This is a genomic window from Pseudomonadota bacterium, assembly GCA_026388255.1.
Lineage (GTDB): Bacteria > Desulfobacterota > Syntrophorhabdia > Syntrophorhabdales > Syntrophorhabdaceae > JAPLKB01.
Genome location: JAPLKC010000095.1, coordinates 1 through 20,830 on the forward strand (window position 1 = coordinate 1; position 20,830 = coordinate 20,830).

Genomic DNA, 20,830 nt, shown 5'->3' on the forward strand with positions numbered 1-20,830 from the left:
TTATTTGCAAGATGTATCTTCGTCCCCTGCACCTTTTTTATGAAACAGGTGAAAATCCGGAAGGCACAAATCTTCATAATGAAGACATGTTAAGAACAAATACGGGGTTGGGATCAAAGGGGATTCGGGCAACAGGCCGTCAAGGGCTGACCCTGATTTCCTGATTTTTTAATTTATGAATTAGTACCTGTACTTATTTGTTATAGGGAAATTCCAGTCTTTTCCAAATGATCGCTTTGTGATTTTCGGTCCAGGGGCAGATTGCCGCCTTTTATACTCATTCCTATGCACCATATCTATAATGGTCTTTACAAGCCCGGCATCGTATCCTGATGCAATTAACTCGTCTGCTGTCCTGTTATCTTCTATATGCGCCGTGAGGATAGGGTCAAGCAAATCATACGGCGGAAGCGTATCCGTATCTTTCTGGTCATGCCTAAGCTCTGCTGAAGGGGATTTGTTTAATATCCTTTCGGGTATAACTTCCCTACCCTCTTTTTCATTTACCCAATGAGAAAGTTTATATACGAGGGTCTTCGAAACATCTTTTATGACTGCATAACCGCCTGCCGTATCACCGTATAATGTTGAATATCCTGTGCCAACTTCAGATTTATTGCCTGTCGAAAGGACAAACCATCCGTAGTTGTTTGAAAGCGCCATAAGGATATTTGCCCTGACGCGGGGCTGGAGGTTCTCCAGTGTTATTTGAGATGCCGGGCCTTTGAAAGGTTTTTGCAGTATTCCTAAATACGTTTCAAAAAGTGTATCTATGGGCACCTCGATCAACTTAATACATAGATTTTTTGCAAGTATTTCAGCATCAACCTTGCTCTCTTCAGATGTGTATTTGGAAGGCATGGACACACCAAACACATTTTCTTTACCAAGGGCATCTTTCGCTATCGCAGCGACAAGTGCAGAATCAATCCCGCCGCTGAGACCCAATACGGCCTTTTGAAAACCGTTTTTTCTCACATAGTCCCTTGTTCCCAGACAGAGCGCATTATAGACTTCTTCAACGGGACTTTGCTGTTTAACCACTTTTTTTCGCAGGACCTTTTTCTGTTGTACCAATTTCACCGGAATCATTACGGTTAGGGCTTCATCCGATTCCATAACAGCTTCTTCTGTCTCTATATCTCTTATAAGAATACTTTCCTCAAATAACGGGCTCTTTGCAACAATTTCTCCATTTTTGTTTATGATCGAGCTATTGCCCCCAAAAACCCATTCGTCCTGTCCGCCTACAATATTTACATAAGCCAAATATCCATGGTGCTTAAGGGCCTCCACGCACAGCCGTTTTTCTTTCTGCGTGTTGCCGGTTATCCAGTACGGAAATGCATCGACATTTACGATAAGTCCTGCATCATGAAATATATCGTTGCCAATAACAACAGAGAAGCTCAAGCCTCCGACATTGAAGAATGGATTTCTCTTGCCTTTTAAAAAATACCGGGACTCGTCATATATGCCCTGTCCCCTGAATGTAGATTTATAGCAGGTGTCCACAAGGCTCCTGTTTTGCATGACTGCTGCCGCATTATATATACCCTTGCCTCTGCCTTTATTTATTGAATCCACAAAGCCTACCACTGCAATAATCCCTTCTGTATGCGGGATTATCCTGCCAAGGCAAGCAATGTTATCTTTTATAAAGCCTTTATTAAACAGAAGATCTTCCGGGGGATATCCTGTAATTGCAAGCTCAGGAAATGCGACAATATCCGTATCATGTCCCTTTGCCTTTTTTATATACTCTATAATTTTGTCTGTATTACCTTTCAAATCCCCGACAGTAGGGTTAATCTGTGCAAGGGCAATTCTCAATGTTTTCATGGCTATTTTTTAGCACAATGAAATGAGAAAATACAGGTAAATGTTGGTCGGAAGGTAATCTGCCGTAACCATTAATTTTGAACCCCTTTCATGCATCCCATGGAGGCGGAAGGATAGGAGATTCGAACTCTACCAGAAAGGGCTCATCCCAGATAATATCCCGAACGAACACCTTCTTTAACCCGTCAAGGGTCTTAACCCTTTTTGCTTTAATGTTGAAGGCGCCTGCGATTTTAACAAAATCAGGGTTTTCCAGTTCCATAGTACCTGATATTCCATAACGCTCATCCATGATGTCTTCGAGAATGCCGAAGCTGTTATTGTTCTGGACAAAGATCACCACTGGAATATTATATTTTTTGATTGTTGCCAGCTCCGCTATTGTGGGAAGCAAGCTGCCATCTCCTGCCAGGCACAAGCAGGGCCTTTCAAGCCTTCCGATTTTTGCACCAATGCTCGCAGGCAGAGAGTAAAAAATAGGAGATATACCCCTCGGCATAAGAAAGGTATTTTGATGATATACAGGAAAGAAATACTCTGCCCAGTAAGAGGGATAATTAAGGTCACAAACAGTTACCGTATCTTCAGGAATAACCTGTCTTATAAGCTCTATCATACGAAGTCCGGGCGATACTTTTTTTAAGGCATCATATTCTTTCCTCTGCATCTCTTTCATGTCCTTGAGGTTCCATTCAAATGTCCTCCCTTTAAGCGTCTGGTAAAGGCCTTTCAGGGGCTGCTCTATATCCCCTGTAATTTTTAATGTTGCAGGGTAATTTTTGTTGATCCATCGATCATCTATATCAATATGAATAAGCTCTCCTATTTTTACCCCTCTACGTTTTGCATCCGTGTCCCGAAGCCTTGTCCCGATAGCTATAACGATATCCGACGATGCTATCATGTCCCGTACAAGGCCCTTCTGTATAATATTCCCGAAGGCGTATATACTGTCTTCCCGAACTAGACCCTTACCGCCCGTGCTTGTAAGAAATGGTATGGACGCCTCTGTGCACATTTCATCGAGAATCAGCCTTGCCTCTTTGAACATCAGAGACTTACCGCCAAGGATGACAGGTCGTTTCTTTCCGCGCAGGGCCTCTTCAAGTCCGTTCAGATCAAAATCAATCCCCTGACTTGTTTTTGATTCACTTCCGATTCCCGATCCCTGGTCCACAACCAACGACCCTGAAGTTGTGTTTCTTTCCAGGAAATCATAGGGCAGGGAGACAACAACAGGTCCCTTTCTCCCGGAAACGGCAGTTTTATATGCATCATCAAGCGTTTGGATTATTTCATGTGTGTTTGATACAACAAAAGTCTTTTTTGTAAAATGTGTGAATATCCCTTCCGGTTCGGCAAGTTCATGGAGTACCCCCCTGCCTCTTTCTTTCCTTTTTGTATCGATATGGATTATAAGAAGGGGTACATCATCGCCATAGGCCTCCATGCATCCGGATACTGTATTTCCCAGACCCGGACCCGGCGTCACGATAACTACCCCGACATTGCCGGACGATCTGGCATATCCGTCAGCCATAAATAAGACATTCGCCTCATGCCTGCCGACAAAAACATTGATATTATGCTTAGTTAGCTCTTCGTTTAACGGAAGTGTATGAATTCCCGGCAAATGGAATATATTATCGATATTATTCTTCTTAATAAACTCTATAACTGCCTGTTTTCCAAGCATTTATTGCCCTTTTATATGAGTTTAACATACTAAACCTGAAAGTTAAATAAATATTTACTTGACAATAAAACAGATAATTTAGTTTAATACTGTAAACTTTCTGTAAGCTTATACTGTTATTATGAATATTGACGGATCGAGGATAGCTGAAAGAATTAAGATGCTAAGGCAGGCCAAGTCTCTCACGCAGGAGGAGCTTGCTACAAGGGCAGGACTTACCAAGGGATTCATCTCCCAGGTTGAGAGGAATCTTACATCACTGTCCGTAGAGAGCCTGATAGGCATTCTTGATGCCCTTGATGAGAAACCGTCTGCTTTTTTTGATGGGGCAATAGATGAAAAAATTGTCTTTAAATTGAAAGACAGAGTTGAGTTGGAATGGGAAGATGTAAAAAATTTTCAGATACTTGTTCCTGCTGCTCAGAACAGAATGATGGACCCTGCGCTGCTTGATCTTGATGCAGGTGAAAAAACACCTGAAGAAGAACCTCATGAAGGCGAGGAATTCGGTTTTGTACTGTCAGGCAGCATCGAGCTTGTGCTTGGCGGAAAACCTTACAAATTAAAGAAAGGTGAATGTTTTTATTTTAAGGCAACAAGGAAACACTATATAGTAAATAGGCGAAATAACAGGGCATATATTCTATGGGTATCATCACCCCCTAATTTTTAGCGCCCTCGCGGGTAAAAAGGTATTTAGCAGGACTGAAAAGTAAAAACATTCTTAAGACTATGTATTTACAGGTTTTTACGGTTTGGAATATAATGCTTTAAATAGCATGAATATAAGGATTTCTTTGCCAAAGAAATCACCCACAAACGTGTTGGGTATTTAAAAGTTTGGGAGGTGGTCAAGTGATTATTAAAACACCCACGAAGTTTTTTCTTGTCAGCGGTTCATCTGAAGGATTCTCATTATTAAACGCATTCGATGGCGCCCTTCTGGACTCAGGCGTCGGAGATACCAACCTCGTTAAGATGAGTAGTATCCTTCCTCCCGGCTGTGAAGAAATTAAACCACCACCAATTCCATTGCCTCAGGGAGCCCTTGTGCCTGTAGCCTACGCGTCTCTTAATAGTGACATTCCCGGAGAAACCATTTCTTCAGCAGTAGCAATAGGCATACCAAAGGATGAGAATCGTGCCGGCTTAATCATGGAATATTCGGCAAAGGCAGAGGAAAACATCGTGTTGGAACAGGTCAAGAAGATGGTTAAAAAGGGCATGGAGATGAGGAACAGGGAAATAAAAGAAATAATGGCTATTTCAGCTTCATATAAAATTGCTGCTATCGGCGCCGTGTTCGCCGGTGTAGTCCTGTGGGATTAGCATGGAGAGGAGGAATGCAAAAATGACTCCAAAAAAGATTTTTTTTACGAAAGGGGTGGGCGTTCATAAAGATAAATTGTCATCCTTCGAGGTTGCCTTAAGAAATGCAGGCATTGAGAAATGTAATCTTGTGTATGTATCAAGTATATTTCCACCAGAGTGTAAGATTATTTCAAAGACTGCCGGTTTGAAGCTTCTCAGCGCCGGCGAGATTACTTATTGTGTAATGTCACGAAATGAGACTTGTGAACCGAACCGTCTTATTTCTGCAGCAATCGGTGTTGCAAGACCAACGGATTACTCCCAATACGGTTATCTCTCCGAGCACCATGCTTTCGGTGAAAAAGCCATTGTCTCCGGGGAATACGCAGAAGATCTTGCGGCTACAATGCTTGCAACAACGCTTGATATTCCTTTTGACCCTAACCAGGCATGGGATGAGCGGAAGCAGTCTTATACAGCAAGCGGCCACATATTCAAAACTAAAAATATCTGCCAGTCGGCTGAAGGCAATAAAGACGGTCTCTGGACTACAGTATTGGCTACGGCAGTTTTTATTATAGATTGATACAATGTCGCCAAGGCTTCCCTTCAGTTTCTGTGGGTTACCCAATGATGATAATGATTACGAGCAGGCATCTATCGTCATATTGCCGATTCCCTTCGATAAAACAAGCACATGGCAAAAAGGCGCCGACAAAGGCCCGGCAGCGATAATCGAGGCCTCTGAATATCTCGAACTATACGATATAGAGACAGATAACGAGGTTTTCAGGAAGGGAATTTTTACTGCCAGGCCGATCCACTCGGCCTCTTCTTCCGCTTTGTTAAAAAAAACCGATTCAGTAGTCTCAAAATATCTTAAAGACAATAAATTTGTTGTAACCCTTGGAGGTGAACACTCTGTTTCTATCGGCGTTATCAAATCATATGCCGGGTGCTATAATGATCTGAGCATACTTCATCTTGATGCCCATGCCGACTCACGCGACTCATATGAGGGAACCCCTTACAGTCATGCCTGTGTTATCGCACGTGTCCGGGAATTTACCGGAAACATTGTTTCTGTGGGGATACGCAGTATGGATGTCTCGGAACGCCCCGATATTGACAATAAGAAGACGTTTTTCGCACATGATATACACGATTCTGACAAATGGATAAATAAAGTAGTTCCTTTGCTGACAGATAGCGTGTATATCACCATTGATCTTGACGTCTTCGATCCGGGTATTATGCCGTCAACAGGGACCCCGGAACCGGGCGGTTTAGGCTGGTACCAGGTTATGAAACTCCTCTATGCTGTTTCTAAATCAAAACAGATAGTCGGGTTTGATGTTGTCGAGCTTTGTCCGTCAGATTCTAAAGCACCCGATTTTCTTGCAGCCAAATTAATCTACACACTTTTAAGCTATATTGATGTAAACAAGCAATGACTGCTGTGAACCCCTTAAATTATTTCAGGTCTTGCAGCCAGTCCCCTTCCTTAAACCATTTTTCCATCATCATTTGAAGTGCACCGCTTCCTTTAAGACTACCAATAACATTGTCAAGGAAGTTGACGAAAAGAGGATCGTTGGCCGGTATGGCAACGCCGATTGGTTCGAACGTAAGATTATTGGTGGCGACAATTCCCTTATCTTTGTGGCGTACTGTGGCTACCGAACCGGTTGCTCTGTCGGTTAAGATTGCTTTGACCTTGCCTTCCAGAAGAAGCTTCAATGCTTCATCCATGTCTTTTGCTACTATCAGCTTTGCCTTGGATATGTTGTTCCTGACAATCATTTCACTTGTTGTTCCCTTTGGAGCAGCAATGGTAAAGTCAGGCTTGTTGATATCGTTTAAATTTTCTGCATTTAGGGCTGTTGCTTTTGTGGTCACAAGTGATTGACCCGAAATGAAGTAAGGGCCTACAAAGGCAACCTTGAGATTCCGTTCCGGTGTCATAGTCATAGCGGCGATTATTATGTCAATCTTACCGGCTTCGAGAGCTGATAAAAGGTCCGGGAAAGGGATTTCAACAAATTTTGGAACTACTCCCATGCTGCTCGCTATGATCTTTCCCAAATCAATATCTAAACCCATCAGCATCCCGCTTTTTGATTTCGCACTGAAAGGCGGATATTCACCTGTGGTTCCGATGACAAGTTCACCTTTTTTTAGTATTTTATCAATTACCGGTCCCGCCTGGGCAACTGTTACTACAACAAGTAAAACAAGAATAACAGCTATGGTTGCAATGGCTTTTTTCATTTCCTCTTTCTCCTTTTAGACATTTATTATGCCGCGAAATATCGTGTGAAATAACTCTATAAGGATATCACCTGCCTTGTCAAGAAAAATGCTGGACCCTTTCCCGGAAATTCCTTGACACATTGTTTCTAAATATCTACAATAAATAGCGACATCAAAGGGGACTTAAAGGCAGTGAATAGTAGATAGTGAATAGCTAAAAAGGCAGAAAATATGAAAAGGCAGTGAATGGTAAAATAGGTTTTTGACTAACGACTATTCACTAACGACTATTCACTAAAATTAAAACAGGGGGTAATTATGGCAACGAAGAAGACGAGTGCAAATCCTGAATTTCTGTACATTCCCGTAGACAAGATTGTAGTGTTGGAACAGGTGAGATCGAATATTGATATTGAAACAGATTCATTCAAATCGCTCATGCAGTCGATCAAAGACAAGGGCATCTTAGAACCGCTTATCGTAACCGGACAGGATGACGGGACATATCTACTCATCTGCGGGGAGAGGCGTCTTGTGGCAGCACGGCAGTTAGGGTTTGAATCCGTACCAATAAGAGTTATTGAAGCAGGTAAAGAATTAGGGGACACCATAGCCCTTCAACTGACAGAGAATCTTCAGAGAGAAGACCTCAACCCTATTGATCAGGCGAAAGGAATACTCTCATTTATTCAGGCAAAACATCCCGATAAAGGGTATGATGTTGACGGGGTGATGAGTGAACTGGTGATGTACAATAGGAGGCCCGAAGACCTGCCGGAAGAAATTGCTATCACTGTGATAGCAATTTCTGAAATCTCCGGAAAGTCAATAATGACGCTGCATCGCACGATATCACTTTTAAAACTTTCTTCAGAAATTCAGGTAGAAATCCGGTCAGGAAATCTCCCTGTTTCTCAGGGTTATCTCTTTGCCGCAAACCTTGATTGTCCTGATCTTAAAAATATATTCGATACCGTCATAAAGACACCGATAACCAATGCCACATTAGAAAGGATGCTCACAGCATACAAAGAAGTCAAACCTGACCCTGTTGATACGAAGCCAAAATCCGTTAAGAAACAAGTTAAAGGCCTGGTATCCATTAAGACGGATTTTGAGAAAGGCCTTGGAACCTATGTACGGGAAGACGTTGAAAAATATCTCTATGAACTGCAGGTTTTCTGTGATTTTATACAACAGCAGATGCCCAAAATACCATACGGTAAGAAAAGACCGCCACAAGTGTAAAAGACCGTGAAGCGTGAAGCGGGAAAGGCCGGGAAGCAAAAGAATCCGTGAAGCCCCCGCCAAGCGAGGACAGGCGTGAAGCGGGAAAGGGAGGTAATGTTGAAAACACCAGACGATCAAAAGAAGCCAATTTCGGGGAGCGTGAAATTGATTAACCAGGCCGAAAAAGTGAGTCAGCGGGAACAAGAGATCGCAGAACAACTATTTCATTCGAAATGCGAGAGTTTGGGCGAACAAGAAAGGAATGTTGCACGACATCTCGCCGCAAGGACCCATATTGCGAGGAACACGTCTCAAGAGTTTGCCGACCAGTTGACATTAGGCCAGCGACTCGCTGATCGGGTAGCGGCTTTCGGAGGTTCCTGGACCTTCATCTCAGCGTTCGGAGCCGTGCTTTTCCTTTGGATTGCGCTTAACTGGTTCCTTCTTCTCAAATTGAACAGCACTTTCGACCCGTATCCCTATATTCTCTTAAACCTTGTCCTGTCAATGCTGGCTGCAATTCAGGCGCCGGTAATCCTGATGTCCCAGAACAGGCAAGCCCATAGGGATCGCCTTGACGCCGAACATGACTATGAGGTGAATCTAAAGTCAGAACTCGAAATAATGACACTCCACGAAAAAATTGACGGACTCAGAGAGGAACAATGGAGCGAACTTATCGCAATTCAGCATGAACAGCTCAAACTCCTGGGACAACTTATTGATGGTTTGAAGAACCGTCAATAAAATCGTTCCTTCAGGTTCATTCGGATATATCCAACTCTCGCGAGAGAGCTTGGGACGGCTAAGGAGATATTGGTCTAAAGCAAACTTTTTGGCAGAATTGATTAGGGTGGCGGCTTAAAGCAGCGCAGATCGGGAGGCCGGGAAGAGCTTAATTTTACGGAAGTTGCTTCACAATTAAAAAGATCAGGGTTTTCTTAGAGTTGAAAATGATATAATAAAAACAAGGGTATTGTATGGCAGAGAGTGGTAATATATGGCAACCGATAACTTGTCTTTTAATGACAGACGACTACAGCAAATTACCATAATTAAGTAAGATATGGAGGAAAATAACCAATGGCAATGACACATATCAGCGGCAGCGACAAAGGGGACCTGGTTCTCTACACATTGAGCACCTGTATATGGTGCAAAAAAACAAAGGCTTTTCTTAACAACCTTGGTGTACAATATGACTACGTGGATATGGACAACCTTGATGATGATGAAAGAGAAAAAAAGATGGAGGACCTGAAACGCTGGAACCCGAAATGTTCTTTTCCTTCAATTGTAATCAATAATGAGACATGCGTCGTTGGTTATGATGAGGAAAAGATAAAGGAAGTCATAGGAGTATGAGTTATAAAGACACAGTAGACTTGCATGACATTGATACGCTCTTTGATACATTGTCACAAGATGCAGAGTCAGCCGGATACATTCTTAACCCTGATAAGGAATTTACAAAAGCCCTGATAAGGGGCCTCATTATTAATCAGGGAAGATACGGTTACCCCTCTTGCCCATGCAGGCTGGCCGATCAAAAAAAGGGAGATGATCTCGATATCATATGCCCTTGTAATTACAGGGATGCTGACCTGAACGAGCATGGCGCCTGTTACTGCGCCCTCTATGTAACCAGAGACATAGCAGATGGCAAGAGACCGTTGAAACCCATCCCAGAGAGAAGGCCACCCAAAGAAGAAAGGATTAAAAAGAGTCGCCCCGTTGAATCAGGCACTACCCGGCTCTCCCATCCGGTCTGGAGATGCACGGTATGCGGCTACCTCTGTGCAAGGGAAAACCCACCTGAAGTCTGTCCCATATGCAAAGCCCAAAAAGAACGTTTTGAAGAATTCCTTACACGTATATAATTTGTGTATGCTGAGAGGCGTAATTGAATATAAGACATAACATTACCCTTGATGAGGATATTTCTCGGGAATTGGATACAATTTCCAACGAACTCGGTGAAAAGAAAAGTTCTGTAATAGAAAAGACACTCGCTGTTTATTTTGATTTTCTTGATCCCAAGCTTGTACAAAAAAGAATGAAGGACCTCAAAAAAAGGCGGGACACGATTATAGACGCAAAAGAAGTATGGAAAGAGATCGGGAATTAAAAGGCGTGTACGCTCTCAAATTCCTTGGCTTCCACAGGTGTGAGAGCAGGAACAAACTTAGTTCCTATGAGTAAAAATCAGTTGCAATTTTATTCAGTTTGCAGGAAAATGGAAAGAAAAAGGGTGGGTATAACAGGAATCAATCGGTTTAGAAACTCCTTGTTGCCGGAGGAAAGTTGTTTATGATTTTATGGGCCCCTCCACCCTCACTTTTGTTCCTTCCTTGCATCATATCAGTTGGTAAGATCTGATTTCGTTATTTTTTTTATTATTTTTATAATGGCATCATCATTTATTTTCTTAATTTTTTGTAGAAATAAGCTTATAATACTTCAACCATGATTGAAGCCTATTATGATAAAAATAGATTTAAATTGTACAAGAACAACTGCATAGAAGCCTTGGAAACAATTCAAGAAGACTCTGTTGACTTGATATTTGCTGATCCACCATATAATCTCTCAAATGGTGGCTTTACATGTCACGCTGGCAGGAGAGTAAGTGTAAATAAAGGAAAATGGGATGAAAGTAGAGGCATGGAGAAAGACTTTGAGTTTCATAAAGAGTGGTTGGCTAGCTGCAAGAAGGTTTTTAAACCTAATTTCTTTTGCGTGTGACTTATTATGAAGCAATATGAAATGGTCATAAATGTTATGACACAAAATGGAGGTTATGCAACATTGGGATTTTTGAATCAAAATATAAATGTGAAAGATTGGAAAACCAAAACCCCATTCGCATCTATTAGAAGAATTGTGCAGGATAGCAAATACTTTTTTAAAATACGGCCTGGGCTTTGGGCATTAAAAAGTCATCAAAAAGAAGTGTTGAAAGAATTTAATATCGAAAGTAAAAAGAAAGCAGACATTGAAAAATTTAATCATACATATTATCAAGGCTTGATAGTTGAAATTGGTAATCTTAAAGGATACAAAACCTATGTCCCTCCTCAAGATAAAAACAAACTTTTTCTGGCCAAGAAGTTATCATATCTGGCGGGATTAGAGCATATATATGAGTTCACTTATGAAGACGTTTTGAGAAAGGCAAAAACAATAGATGTTATATGGTTTAATGATAGAAAATACCCAAATTCATTGTTTGAGGTAGAACATACAACAGACATTTATAAATCTTTACTTAAATTTTATGACCTACAAGATTTTAACACAAAATTTCACATTGTAAGTTCTGTTACAAGAAAAAGAGAATTTGAGCAGAAAATTAATTCTAACGCGTTTCAGTCAATAAAGAACAAAGTCCATTTTGTAGATTATGATTTCATTTCAGATTTGCACACCAAAACATTTGAATTGGCAGTTTTGGGAAGTTTATGATGTGTTATAAGAAAAAAATATTAACCAATGAACTGATTTTATTATTAAAATCTAATAAAAGAAAATTTATCGAAGCTAGTCTAAACGATGGTATTATTAATGCTACTCATTTTATCTGGTTCGGCGGAAAAACGATATATGACATGGGTATCGATAGTAATGAGGTTAAATGGAATATTAACAGTTTTCAGAATTGGTATCAAAGTGCATACTGGAGAATAGACCAAATAGTCGGCTAAAGAAACAAGGAAGTTTAGGAACATCCTTCATTATTTCAATAACTTTTTCATGTAAAATTTCCGCAGCATTTCCGGCTGAAGCCATTATTTGATGCATGACGGGGTGGCAAGGACGAGCACACCGGAAGCACAGGCGAGCGAGGTCACAACTCAAGTTCAGGTCATATAGTTATAAAACAAAATCCGGATAGTTTTCCGGATTCACTATTGAAAATGTGGCGTCCTTGTATTCATTCAGCCATGATTTTGGCTGTTTATATTTTTTTAGTTGAGACCACTTGAACGGAAAGCTTACCATCCCGCTCTTCCAGGAAATCCAGCTCCTGACCATCGTAAGTTCGCCAGAAATAAAACGTGCCATACAGGGACTGATAGGCATATTTTTTCATCCGTTCGACAACGAGAAAGTTTTCCCAGAGCTGCCCTGCATCGTTCCGGCTGTCAAGCAGATTAAACATATTAATAATTGCATTGCGAATCCCGTTATCCAGAAAATAGTATTCTGATAATGTAAATCCACAAATTAAACAAGTTATTTGGAATTACACTCCATAAATTAGTATATTTTCTCTACATTTTCCGCTCAACACTTCGCCAGGCTGGTCCATTTGGATGATGTCAACTTGCCCGTCAGTCCATCAATGCACGTAATGCTTCGTTGGCATGCACGAGGCGCCCCCCGAGGCAATTGACAATGAACCTGTGGAATGCCAGGGCTACCAGAGGCTCATCCTCCTCCAACTTTTGCAGCGCCTCCTCAGACAGCCGGTAAAACACACTCGGCCTGTCTGTTATGACTGACGCGGTGGAGAGCAATCGCAGGTACAGCCCAAGCTCGCCGACAACTGTACCCGGGCCCATCGTTCTCAACCGAACGGCTTTGCCTTTGCCTTTGCCTTCAAGCTGTGCGGTAACCTGACCTGATTCAAGGAAATAGAGTGATTGGGGAGGATCGCCCTGGCGCATAAGATAATAACCTTCGGGTACCTCTTGTCGTTCCAGATACTTCATAACAGACCCGGCTTCTGTGCCGGGAGGCATAAAATCACTCAACTGGTCTTCCAGGCTGAGTCTCTGTCCATCATGAGTTATTTGCCCTTCTATAAGAATCCGGTTCTCACACCATTCCATAGCGCGGTCAAGATCGACAAAGGTGCGGAAGTGCCCGTCCTCTTTTACATCGAATCCGCCCCGTATAAACTGGCCCGTTACAATGGGTATAAGATGAGAAAATATCAGCTTAAAACCTTCAGTCTCCGCGTACTGCTTCATCTTTGTGAAGCTATTCGCCGCAGAGGAATCAACTCCGTTAACAAACCGAAAGTCGAGAAGAATATAACAAATAGATTGCCGTGTCTTGTCCCTGGCACGTTTACGGATTTCTTCGAGCAGATTGTTTGCAGTCCCGAAGAATATGAAACCCTGCAATTTCAGGATATAGATGGACTCGCCCTGTTCTGCAAGCAGATGCCTGTCGTCTGGAGGGCGGTCTACGCTGCTGTAATAATTCGTGCCTGAAAAGGACTGCTTGATCACACTTACGCGGCTGTATCTGACCACAAATATCACAACTGCAACGATGAGTCCGGCAGCTACACCCTCGAGGAAACCAAAAACGCCTATTACAACAAGGATGAAAAGGATAAGCAAACAATCGATTCTGGGTAATTTAAACCAGCTCGCGTAGAGCCACTCGTAAAGAAAGGTCAGGCTTATATACACAAGAACCCCGCCCATTACGGGCATCGGAAAATAAGATAACATTGTACTCCCGAAGAGGAGGGCCAAACCGCATACAGCCGCCGACAAAAGGCCTATTATCCGGCTCTTTACGCCCATTCTGTGGCCGAGCGTAGACAGGCTGAGTGAATGGATGCCGACAATTCCACCAACAAGGCCTGCCAGGACATTTACCAGGCCGGTAGACCGGAGTTCCCTGTTCAGGTCTATCTCTTCGCGTACCACAAGCTCGATGCCGCTTGCATTGAGGAGCAGCGCTATGCAACTGATTATCATAATTGTACCGATTCTGTTGAACTGGCCGAGAATGATGGTCCAGTCAATCTGAGCCCAGGATGATAATGACAACGGTTGTGCCAGCCCCACTTTCTGGAAAGACCCCATAAGCCAGCCATGGTCCCGGGCTACGGCCAACGAGGTATCTGTCACAAGCAGGATTGAGTAAAATAACCCCATGGAGATTAGAAGCCATGCCGGCATGACGATATAATGATTTCGCCAGCGCAGGATCGAAAACAATATGACGGCAAGCAACAATCCCGGCAGCCATTTAACAAGAATGTCGGATTGCAAGAGGGAAAACAAGTCCATTAATGTAAAGGGCTTTCCTGTCATAAAACTGAAAGCCCCTCTCATGAGCAGCAGTCCGGTACCGGCAAGAAAACCTCCTATGACCGGATACGGGATAAACCGAATCAGGTTTCCCGCCTTAAGAAAGCCCAGGGCAAGAAACAAAGCGCCGGTGCTCAGAGAAGTAATAATGATTATGGCTACGACGTTGATAAAGGCTGCGTCTCCTGTTCCGGAGGAAGTCATGGCAGTAGCAATGATTGATGCAACAAGCGCGAGAATTGCCGGAGGGATTTCGCTGGGATGCACCACCGTTCCCGCGTAAGAGCTTGTTAGAGCAGTACCTATGCCGATTATAACCGCACCAAGAAGGATAAAGCTGACCCCCTGGGAGACGTAGCCCGAGAGAGGGCCTGAGAATATCAGTGCAGCGAATGCCGTCGACGTGATAACAGTAAGGATTCCCGATATAAAACCAGCCGTCAGGATAGCAGGATATTTTTGTAGGAAAGAGGGGTTTCTCCCACAGGCAGGCGGAACCATGCGGCTGCAGGATAGCGGTTCAGATTCAGATGTGCATGGGAATGACATTCACTAAATGATAACGGTACGTTAGCAAAGTGTCAAGAGGAATCGGGGAGCCGGAAAATAGACATACACTTTCATACAATCGGAGAAAATAGGATTAACACTCCATAAAATAATATTATTTCTCCACATTTTCCGCTAAACACTTTAAGTCAGGTACTGTATTCGTGTATTATTACACGGAGAATCCGGGTGATTTGTTGAGGCAAATTGGTTGTTACAAAAACAGCTTCAGTACAACATGCATGATCGATTTGATACCTTGGAAGTTGATATTAAGGCAAAAAAATAATAAAATAAAGCACATGCAATTTATTGCTCAGGAGAGTGTTTATGAATAATACAAAGAATCAGGGAAGAATTATGATAATCGGTGCCGGAGGCGTTGCCGCCGTTGCAATGCACAAATGCGCACAGATTCCTGAAGTCTTCAAGGAAATAATGGTTGCAAGCAGGACACTCTCAAAATGCGAGGCTATCAGAAGGGATATCAACAAGAGGTACGGCAGGGACATTCAAATAGCGCAGGTAAATGCCGACAACGTGCAAGAGCTTGCCGCTCTGATAAACAGATTTCAACCGGACCTTGTACTTAATCTCGCCCTTCCCTACCAGGATCTGCACATTATGGATGCCTGTCTGGAAACAGGGGTACATTACATAGACACCGCAAATTATGAACCTCTCGATGAAGCCCACTTTGAATATAGTTGGCAATGGGCCTATCAGGAAAGATTTAAAGAAAAGGGGGTCATGGCAGTTCTCGGTTCAGGATTCGATCCCGGTGTAACGAATATCTTCACAGCCTATGCGCAAAAGCATCTCTTCGACGAGATCAATTATCTGGACATACTGGATTGCAATGCCGGAACACATGGCCATATCTTTGCCACAAACTTCAATCCTGAGATCAATATAAGAGAAGTAACACAGGTAGTAAGACATTGGGAAGGCGGGAAATGGATTGATACGCCTGCCATCATCGAAGAAGGCAGCGTGCATTTCAGTTTTGATTATCCAATTGCAGGGGCAAAGGAGAGCTATCTTCTCTACCATGAAGAGCTGGAATCGCTGGTCCTCAATATCAAAGGGCTGAAGCGTGCCCGGTTCTGGATGACCTTCTCCGAAAATTACCTGAACCATTTAAGGGTGCTTCAGAACGTGGGCATGACGCGCATAGACGAAGTCGACTTCGAGGGACAGAAGATCGTACCCATAAAATTTCTCAAGGCCCTGCTTCCTGAACCTGCATCCCTTGGGACGGGATATACAGGGAAGACGGTTATCGGCAACATTATGACCGGGAAAAAGGACGGGAAGACCATTACCAGGTACATTTACAATGTCTGTGACCATGAAGATGCCTTTAAGGAGACGGGAACACAGGCGATTGCCTATACGACGGGCGTACCTGCCATGATCGGGGCCATGATGGTACTCACAGGGGTATGGCAAGGGACCGGGGTATATAACATAGAGCAGCTCGATCCCGACAAATTCATGGAGGCGCTGAACAAATACGGTCTGCCCTGGCAGGTTGTTGAGCACACACCGCTTCCAGACAAGGTATGAAGCATAACTTATGACTGTTGATAAACAAATTGAAGAGATAATCCAGGCAATTAAGGCGAAAGATAAATCCGCTGCAAGCCGATATCATGCTTTATCCGGCAATGAGAGAAGGAAAGTGCTTGAAGCTCTAAACGCTGACGGTCTCAGGTCATTGACGGATTTGATCAAAGATGCCAAAGAAAGAAGCTTTACTGCGGCAGAAAAAAGATTCCTCGAAATCGCTGCCGGTGCTATAGCAACTCCTGTATATCTCCTTGATGAAACCCTCATAGAAGAAAACATGCGGACATTGCAGTATGTAAAAGACCGCACTGGCTGCAAGATATTGCATGCCTTGAAATCATACGCATCATTCGCAACCTTTCCCATGATGAGCAGATATCTGGACGGAATCTGTGCCAGCGGTCTCAATGAAGCCAGACTTGGCCATGAAGAATTCAAGAAAGAGGTGCACACCTTCGGGACAGCATATAAAGAAAAAGAGATCCGACAGATATTGAAGTATTCCGACTCCATCATATTCAATTCATTTTATCAGCTTGAGAAATATGGGAAAATAGCCCGGAAAAAGGGCGTTGAAACAGGCTTGAGGGTGAATCCGGGACATGCCGAGGTTGCAACAGAAATGTACAATCCGTGTGCCGGCTATTCGAGGCTTGGCATAGTTCATGATACGTTCAGCGAGCTATTCCCGAAGTACAGGGAACTGGTTGACGGACTGCACTTCCATGCCATGTGTGAGCAGAATTCAGACGTCCTTGAAAGAATTCTAAAATCATTCGAAAAGCTCTACGGGCAATACATTAAGGGGTTGAAATGGGTGAATTTCGGGGGCGGGCACCACATAACCCGTGACGATTATGACATAGAGCGCCTTATCAATATTATAAACAAATTCAAGAAAAATTACGGGGTACAGGTGTATCTCGAACCCGGCGAAGCCAGCGTACTGAATGCAGGGGTTTTGATCTCCTCTGTACTGGATATTGTAAAAAACAAGATGGAGATCGCGATAATGGACGCATCGGTGGAAGCACATATGCCCGATGTGCTGCTTATGCCCTACAGGCCCCACATAATGGGATCAGCCCGGCCGGATGAGAAGAAATATACCTGTAGAATCGCCGGGCCAAGCTGTCTTGCCGGGGACATAGCGGGCGATTATTCCTTTGATGAGCCCTTAAAAAGGGGAGATAAACTTGTTTTTACAGACATGGCTCTATACAGCATCGTGAAGAGCACTACTTTTAACGGCATAAACCTCCCGGATATCGCAGTGATAAGAGCTGGGGGGAAGGTAGAGATAGTGAAGAGATTCGGCTATAAGGATTACAGGGGCAGGCAATCATAATTCCCGGCGTACCAATTTGCCTTAACTCAATGTAACTTTATCACCATCAAGCCCGCACAATTCTCAATTTAGTTTAAAATAAGTTATCGAAGTAACAAAGGGTCAATTAGCGCACGCACAGAAAAATGAAAATCGCTGTAAAATGAATGGGCCGTGGAGGATTCGAACCTCCGACCAATTGATTAAGAGTAGTATGGTGTTGTACATTAATATTAATCATTATCATTAGTTACAATTGTGTGGTTGCGTTTTGGTTGCGCATAAACATATATGCCAATTTCACAGGAGTAATAAAGAAACATGCGAGAAACTTGTCTACGCCTTCCATCGTGGAAACCGTATATTGTCCATAAATTGATACTACACCAGATTATATACAGTATTAGAACTCTAATGAGAGCGGCTTCGTTTTCATAGGCATTTTGTAAGTTACTTTTATCATCAATTCGGTTTTTCTCCTGCCATGAAATGTTTCAAATCGTTATTGTTAAGTTTGTTTTAAACAGCATATACAATATCGGCAGAGATATTTTATCTAATAAGCAAATTGTAAAATACAAATCCTTTGCTTACTTTTCGGCATTGAGCATGGAATCGATCTTGGCAATGATCTTTTCAACGCTCGTGCTCTTGGAGGCCATATGGCGTCCACCTATGAATCCTCCAGTAGCATCCATTTCCTCTTTTGTAACCAGTGATGAAAGAAAAAGGAGCGGGATACTCTTCGTTGCATCTGTCTTTTTTAATAAATTTGCCACATCTGCCCCGTCTACAAAGGGCATTTTTATGTCCGTCACAATAAGGTCAGGGCCAATCTCCTGTGCCAATGCAACAACGCGGCTTCCATCCGTTGTGATAACAATTTCGAACCTGCCGGTCTTTTCGAGTTTTAGCTTAAACGCATCCAGAATGGTATCATCATCATCAACCCATAGAATTTTTTTCATCTCTGACATATGTTTTCTCCTTTCCCGCACGCTGTGCGAGCTATTTTCTCTTTGATGCCATTGCTACAAAGTGTCCTTTTTGTACTCAATCCTGAGATTCGTAAAGTAATCCTTCAATCGTACAAGATGCCCTAAGGCCTTGTCTGTGTTCCCATCCTTGACCGAATTTTCAATATCTGCGCACACCCCGCTCAAAACAGCAAAGCAATAAATACTGAAACTCCCCTTCAATTTGTGCGCAATTGCTTTCGTGGCATCAAAATCATTATTGTGGAGTGACTCCTGCAATGCCGATATATTGATGTCCATCTTCTTTAGGAATGATGGTATGAGTTCCTCAAGATCAGGGTCTATTATGGCAAGGTAATCGAGCTTTTCTTCAGGATGGGAACTCTGATTTTCCGACACCTGGGGAGGCAATCCGGTAAAAAAATCAAGAGGTGTATTATTTGCTTCGGCTGATTGCCGCACGATTCTGAGAAGATCCTCTCGTTTAGCAGGTTTTATAAGGTAGCCTGTAAAACCAGCCTCTGCACATCTCTGCTTTGCTGCGTCATCGTCATGACCTGAAAGGGCTATGACCGGAACGGGCCTTATTTTTTCCGATTCTTCCCATTCACGGATGGCACGGACGGCTTCAATGCCGTTCATAACTGGCATCTCCACATCCATAAAAATAACATCATATATTGATTCACGATGTTTTTCATAGGCGTCCCTGCCGTTTTCCGCACAATCTAAGATAAACTTCGGATAAGTAAGGTGTTTTTCCAGTATCTTCAGGTTAAAAGATTCGTCATCGACAAGGAGGATTTTCTGGTCGTGGATATACTCCAGGCCAGATAACAATTTTTCTTTTTGCTGTTCCCTACTGTCAAGCGTTTTATCATCACGGACATCTACCTTAGCGGCAAGAGGCAACATGATTGTTATCGTTGTCCCTTCATGTTCGGAGGTCTCCATCGCAATTGAGCCGCCTTGCGTCTCTGCGATGAGCTTTGCCGAGTAGGTTCCCAGGCCCGTCCCCCCGCTTTTACCTGCTGTTGCATATTTCTCAAAAAATGTTGAACGGATTTTTTCCGGTACGACGCCACTGTTGTGGATACTTATATGCCCCTCCTGACCGGCTGATGCGAGGGCGACGGAGACGGCTTCTCTCTGTGGCGATGCTTCAATGGCGTTTTTTATGAGATTTGAAAACATGGAATAGCAAAGGAGCTCTTCTCCCTGTAAAAAAAACCTTTCATACTCCTGTATCGGATAACCTTGAAGAGTTATTTCAAGACTTATACTTTTTGATGCTGCAATTCCTCTGTTCTCTGAAAAAATCTTACTAATTATCTTTACAACATCCACAGAGGCAGGCTCAAATTGATACATTCCTCTCTCCATCTTGAAGAGGTCAAGTGAAAGGTTGATCATCCGCAGCATCCTGTATCCTGATTCTTCGATAGCCCGAAGATGTTCTGCACTTTCACCGGCAGCCAGTCTTTCCTGAAGAATAATTTGCGGCAGACTTATGATGCTGTTCAGGGGTGCTTTAAGGTCATGGCGGACAATATTTTCAACGTCCTCACGGAGGCGTGCTGCTTCACGCAATTCTTCATTCTGCCTTGCTAATATTTCCCTTGCTTCTTTAAGGGCAAGATGCGTTCTAACCCTTGCTTTTACCAGAGGGGGACTGACGGGCTTGGTGATATAATCTACTCCCCCAAGTTCAAAACCTTTGAGTTCATCCTCCACTTCACTCTTGGCTGTCACAAAGATAATCGGTATATCTCTGGTTTTAATATCCGCTTTCAGCTTTGCACAGGCTTCATATCCGTCCATAACGGGCATCATAACGTCAAGGAGAATCAGATCGGGAACAGGATCTTTTGCGGCGAGACGCAGGGCCTTTTCCCCGTTTGTTGCCACAATTGTTGTATACTCGTCTTTCAGCACCTCAACGAGTATCTGGATGTTTGCAGGTGTATCATCCACAACAAGGATTGTCTTTCGTTCCTTCACGTCAATCATGAGTTAT

At 43.0% G+C, this 20,830-nt stretch carries 20 protein-coding genes; 13 read left to right on the top strand and 7 right to left on the bottom strand.

Going from position 1 to position 20,830, the window contains the following annotated elements; all coding sequences use genetic code 11:
• Nucleotides 1-180 precede the first annotated feature (180 nt).
• Both NT178_14710 and NT178_14715 read right to left on the bottom strand, forming a co-directional pair.
• Nucleotides 181-1,842 (bottom strand): NAD+ synthase, encoded by a 1,662-nt coding sequence (locus tag NT178_14710; protein MCX5813778.1) that lies wholly within the window; start codon nucleotides 1,840-1,842, stop codon nucleotides 181-183.
• Nucleotides 1,843-1,930: 88 nt separating this feature from the next.
• The gene (locus NT178_14715; protein MCX5813779.1) at nucleotides 1,931-3,538 is read right to left on the bottom strand and encodes a thiamine pyrophosphate-binding protein; all 1,608 of its coding nucleotides are present in this window, start codon (nucleotides 3,536-3,538) and stop codon (nucleotides 1,931-1,933) included.
• A gap of 121 nt (nucleotides 3,539-3,659) precedes the next feature.
• Between NT178_14715 and NT178_14720 the strand changes: the two genes are divergently transcribed.
• The 4 genes from NT178_14720 (at nucleotide 3,660) to speB (ending at nucleotide 6,303) form a co-directional block, all read left to right on the top strand.
• On the top strand, nucleotides 3,660-4,211 hold the full coding sequence (locus NT178_14720) for a cupin domain-containing protein (protein ID MCX5813780.1): 552 nt from the start codon (nucleotides 3,660-3,662) through the stop codon (nucleotides 4,209-4,211).
• 182 nt (nucleotides 4,212-4,393) lie between these two features.
• Nucleotides 4,394-4,867 (top strand): arginine decarboxylase, pyruvoyl-dependent, encoded by a 474-nt coding sequence (locus NT178_14725; protein MCX5813781.1) that lies wholly within the window; start codon nucleotides 4,394-4,396, stop codon nucleotides 4,865-4,867.
• A 22-nt stretch (nucleotides 4,868-4,889) separates the two neighbouring features.
• Nucleotides 4,890-5,435, top strand: a complete 546-nt coding sequence (locus tag NT178_14730) for an arginine decarboxylase, pyruvoyl-dependent (GenBank protein MCX5813782.1) — start codon at nucleotides 4,890-4,892, stop codon at nucleotides 5,433-5,435.
• Nucleotides 5,436-5,439: 4 nt separating this feature from the next.
• Nucleotides 5,440-6,303 carry an agmatinase gene (gene speB / locus NT178_14735; protein ID MCX5813783.1) on the top strand — a complete coding sequence of 288 codons (864 nt, stop codon included), beginning with the start codon at nucleotides 5,440-5,442 and terminating at the stop codon, nucleotides 6,301-6,303.
• A 19-nt stretch (nucleotides 6,304-6,322) separates the two neighbouring features.
• Here speB and NT178_14740 read toward each other — a convergent pair whose 3' ends face one another.
• Nucleotides 6,323-7,120 (bottom strand): transporter substrate-binding domain-containing protein, encoded by a 798-nt coding sequence (locus NT178_14740; GenBank protein ID MCX5813784.1) that lies wholly within the window; start codon nucleotides 7,118-7,120, stop codon nucleotides 6,323-6,325.
• A 300-nt stretch (nucleotides 7,121-7,420) separates the two neighbouring features.
• Here NT178_14740 and NT178_14745 point away from each other — a divergent pair, with 300 nt between their 5' ends.
• From NT178_14745 to NT178_14775, 7 genes are all read left to right on the top strand, one after another.
• Nucleotides 7,421-8,350 (top strand): ParB/RepB/Spo0J family partition protein, encoded by a 930-nt coding sequence (locus NT178_14745; GenBank protein ID MCX5813785.1) that lies wholly within the window; start codon nucleotides 7,421-7,423, stop codon nucleotides 8,348-8,350.
• 96 nt (nucleotides 8,351-8,446) lie between these two features.
• A complete protein-coding gene (locus tag NT178_14750) occupies nucleotides 8,447-9,079 on the top strand; it encodes a DUF1003 domain-containing protein (protein ID MCX5813786.1) in 633 nt (210 codons plus the stop codon).
• Nucleotides 9,080-9,415: 336 nt separating this feature from the next.
• Nucleotides 9,416-9,697: a glutaredoxin family protein gene (locus NT178_14755; protein MCX5813787.1), complete on the top strand. Its 282-nt coding sequence runs from the start codon at nucleotides 9,416-9,418 to the stop codon at nucleotides 9,695-9,697.
• On the top strand, nucleotides 9,694-10,212 hold the full coding sequence (locus tag NT178_14760) for a ferredoxin:glutaredoxin reductase (GenBank protein MCX5813788.1): 519 nt from the start codon (nucleotides 9,694-9,696) through the stop codon (nucleotides 10,210-10,212). The genes NT178_14755 and NT178_14760 overlap by 4 nt, the downstream gene beginning before the upstream one ends.
• A gap of 23 nt (nucleotides 10,213-10,235) precedes the next feature.
• Nucleotides 10,236-10,460, top strand: a complete 225-nt coding sequence (locus tag NT178_14765) for a hypothetical protein (protein ID MCX5813789.1) — start codon at nucleotides 10,236-10,238, stop codon at nucleotides 10,458-10,460.
• A 338-nt stretch (nucleotides 10,461-10,798) separates the two neighbouring features.
• Entirely contained in the window at nucleotides 10,799-11,077 is a 279-nt protein-coding gene (locus tag NT178_14770) for a DNA methyltransferase (protein ID MCX5813790.1), read from the top strand.
• Between the two features lie 6 nt (nucleotides 11,078-11,083).
• Entirely contained in the window at nucleotides 11,084-11,797 is a 714-nt protein-coding gene (locus tag NT178_14775) for a hypothetical protein (protein ID MCX5813791.1), read from the top strand.
• 493 nt (nucleotides 11,798-12,290) lie between these two features.
• On the opposite strand, the gene NT178_14780 is transcribed toward NT178_14775, so the two are convergent.
• Both NT178_14780 and NT178_14785 read right to left on the bottom strand, forming a co-directional pair.
• Nucleotides 12,291-12,494 (bottom strand): DUF4143 domain-containing protein, encoded by a 204-nt coding sequence (locus tag NT178_14780; protein MCX5813792.1) that lies wholly within the window; start codon nucleotides 12,492-12,494, stop codon nucleotides 12,291-12,293.
• Nucleotides 12,495-12,666: 172 nt separating this feature from the next.
• Nucleotides 12,667-14,937: a SulP family inorganic anion transporter gene (locus NT178_14785; GenBank protein MCX5813793.1), complete on the bottom strand. Its 2,271-nt coding sequence runs from the start codon at nucleotides 14,935-14,937 to the stop codon at nucleotides 12,667-12,669.
• 330 nt (nucleotides 14,938-15,267) lie between these two features.
• Between NT178_14785 and NT178_14790 the strand changes: the two genes are divergently transcribed.
• The gene (locus tag NT178_14790; protein MCX5813794.1) at nucleotides 15,268-16,506 is read left to right on the top strand and encodes a saccharopine dehydrogenase family protein; all 1,239 of its coding nucleotides are present in this window, start codon (nucleotides 15,268-15,270) and stop codon (nucleotides 16,504-16,506) included.
• A 232-nt stretch (nucleotides 16,507-16,738) separates the two neighbouring features.
• Nucleotides 16,739-17,857: a carboxynorspermidine decarboxylase gene (gene nspC / locus NT178_14795; protein ID MCX5813795.1), complete on the top strand. Its 1,119-nt coding sequence runs from the start codon at nucleotides 16,739-16,741 to the stop codon at nucleotides 17,855-17,857.
• A gap of 569 nt (nucleotides 17,858-18,426) precedes the next feature.
• On the opposite strand, the gene NT178_14800 is transcribed toward nspC, so the two are convergent.
• Both NT178_14800 and NT178_14805 read right to left on the bottom strand, forming a co-directional pair.
• Nucleotides 18,427-18,813, bottom strand: a complete 387-nt coding sequence (locus tag NT178_14800) for a response regulator (protein MCX5813796.1) — start codon at nucleotides 18,811-18,813, stop codon at nucleotides 18,427-18,429.
• Between the two features lie 54 nt (nucleotides 18,814-18,867).
• Nucleotides 18,868-20,823, bottom strand: coding sequence for a response regulator (locus tag NT178_14805; GenBank protein ID MCX5813797.1), 1,956 nt, complete (start codon nucleotides 20,821-20,823; stop codon nucleotides 18,868-18,870).
• Nucleotides 20,824-20,830 lie beyond the last annotated feature (7 nt).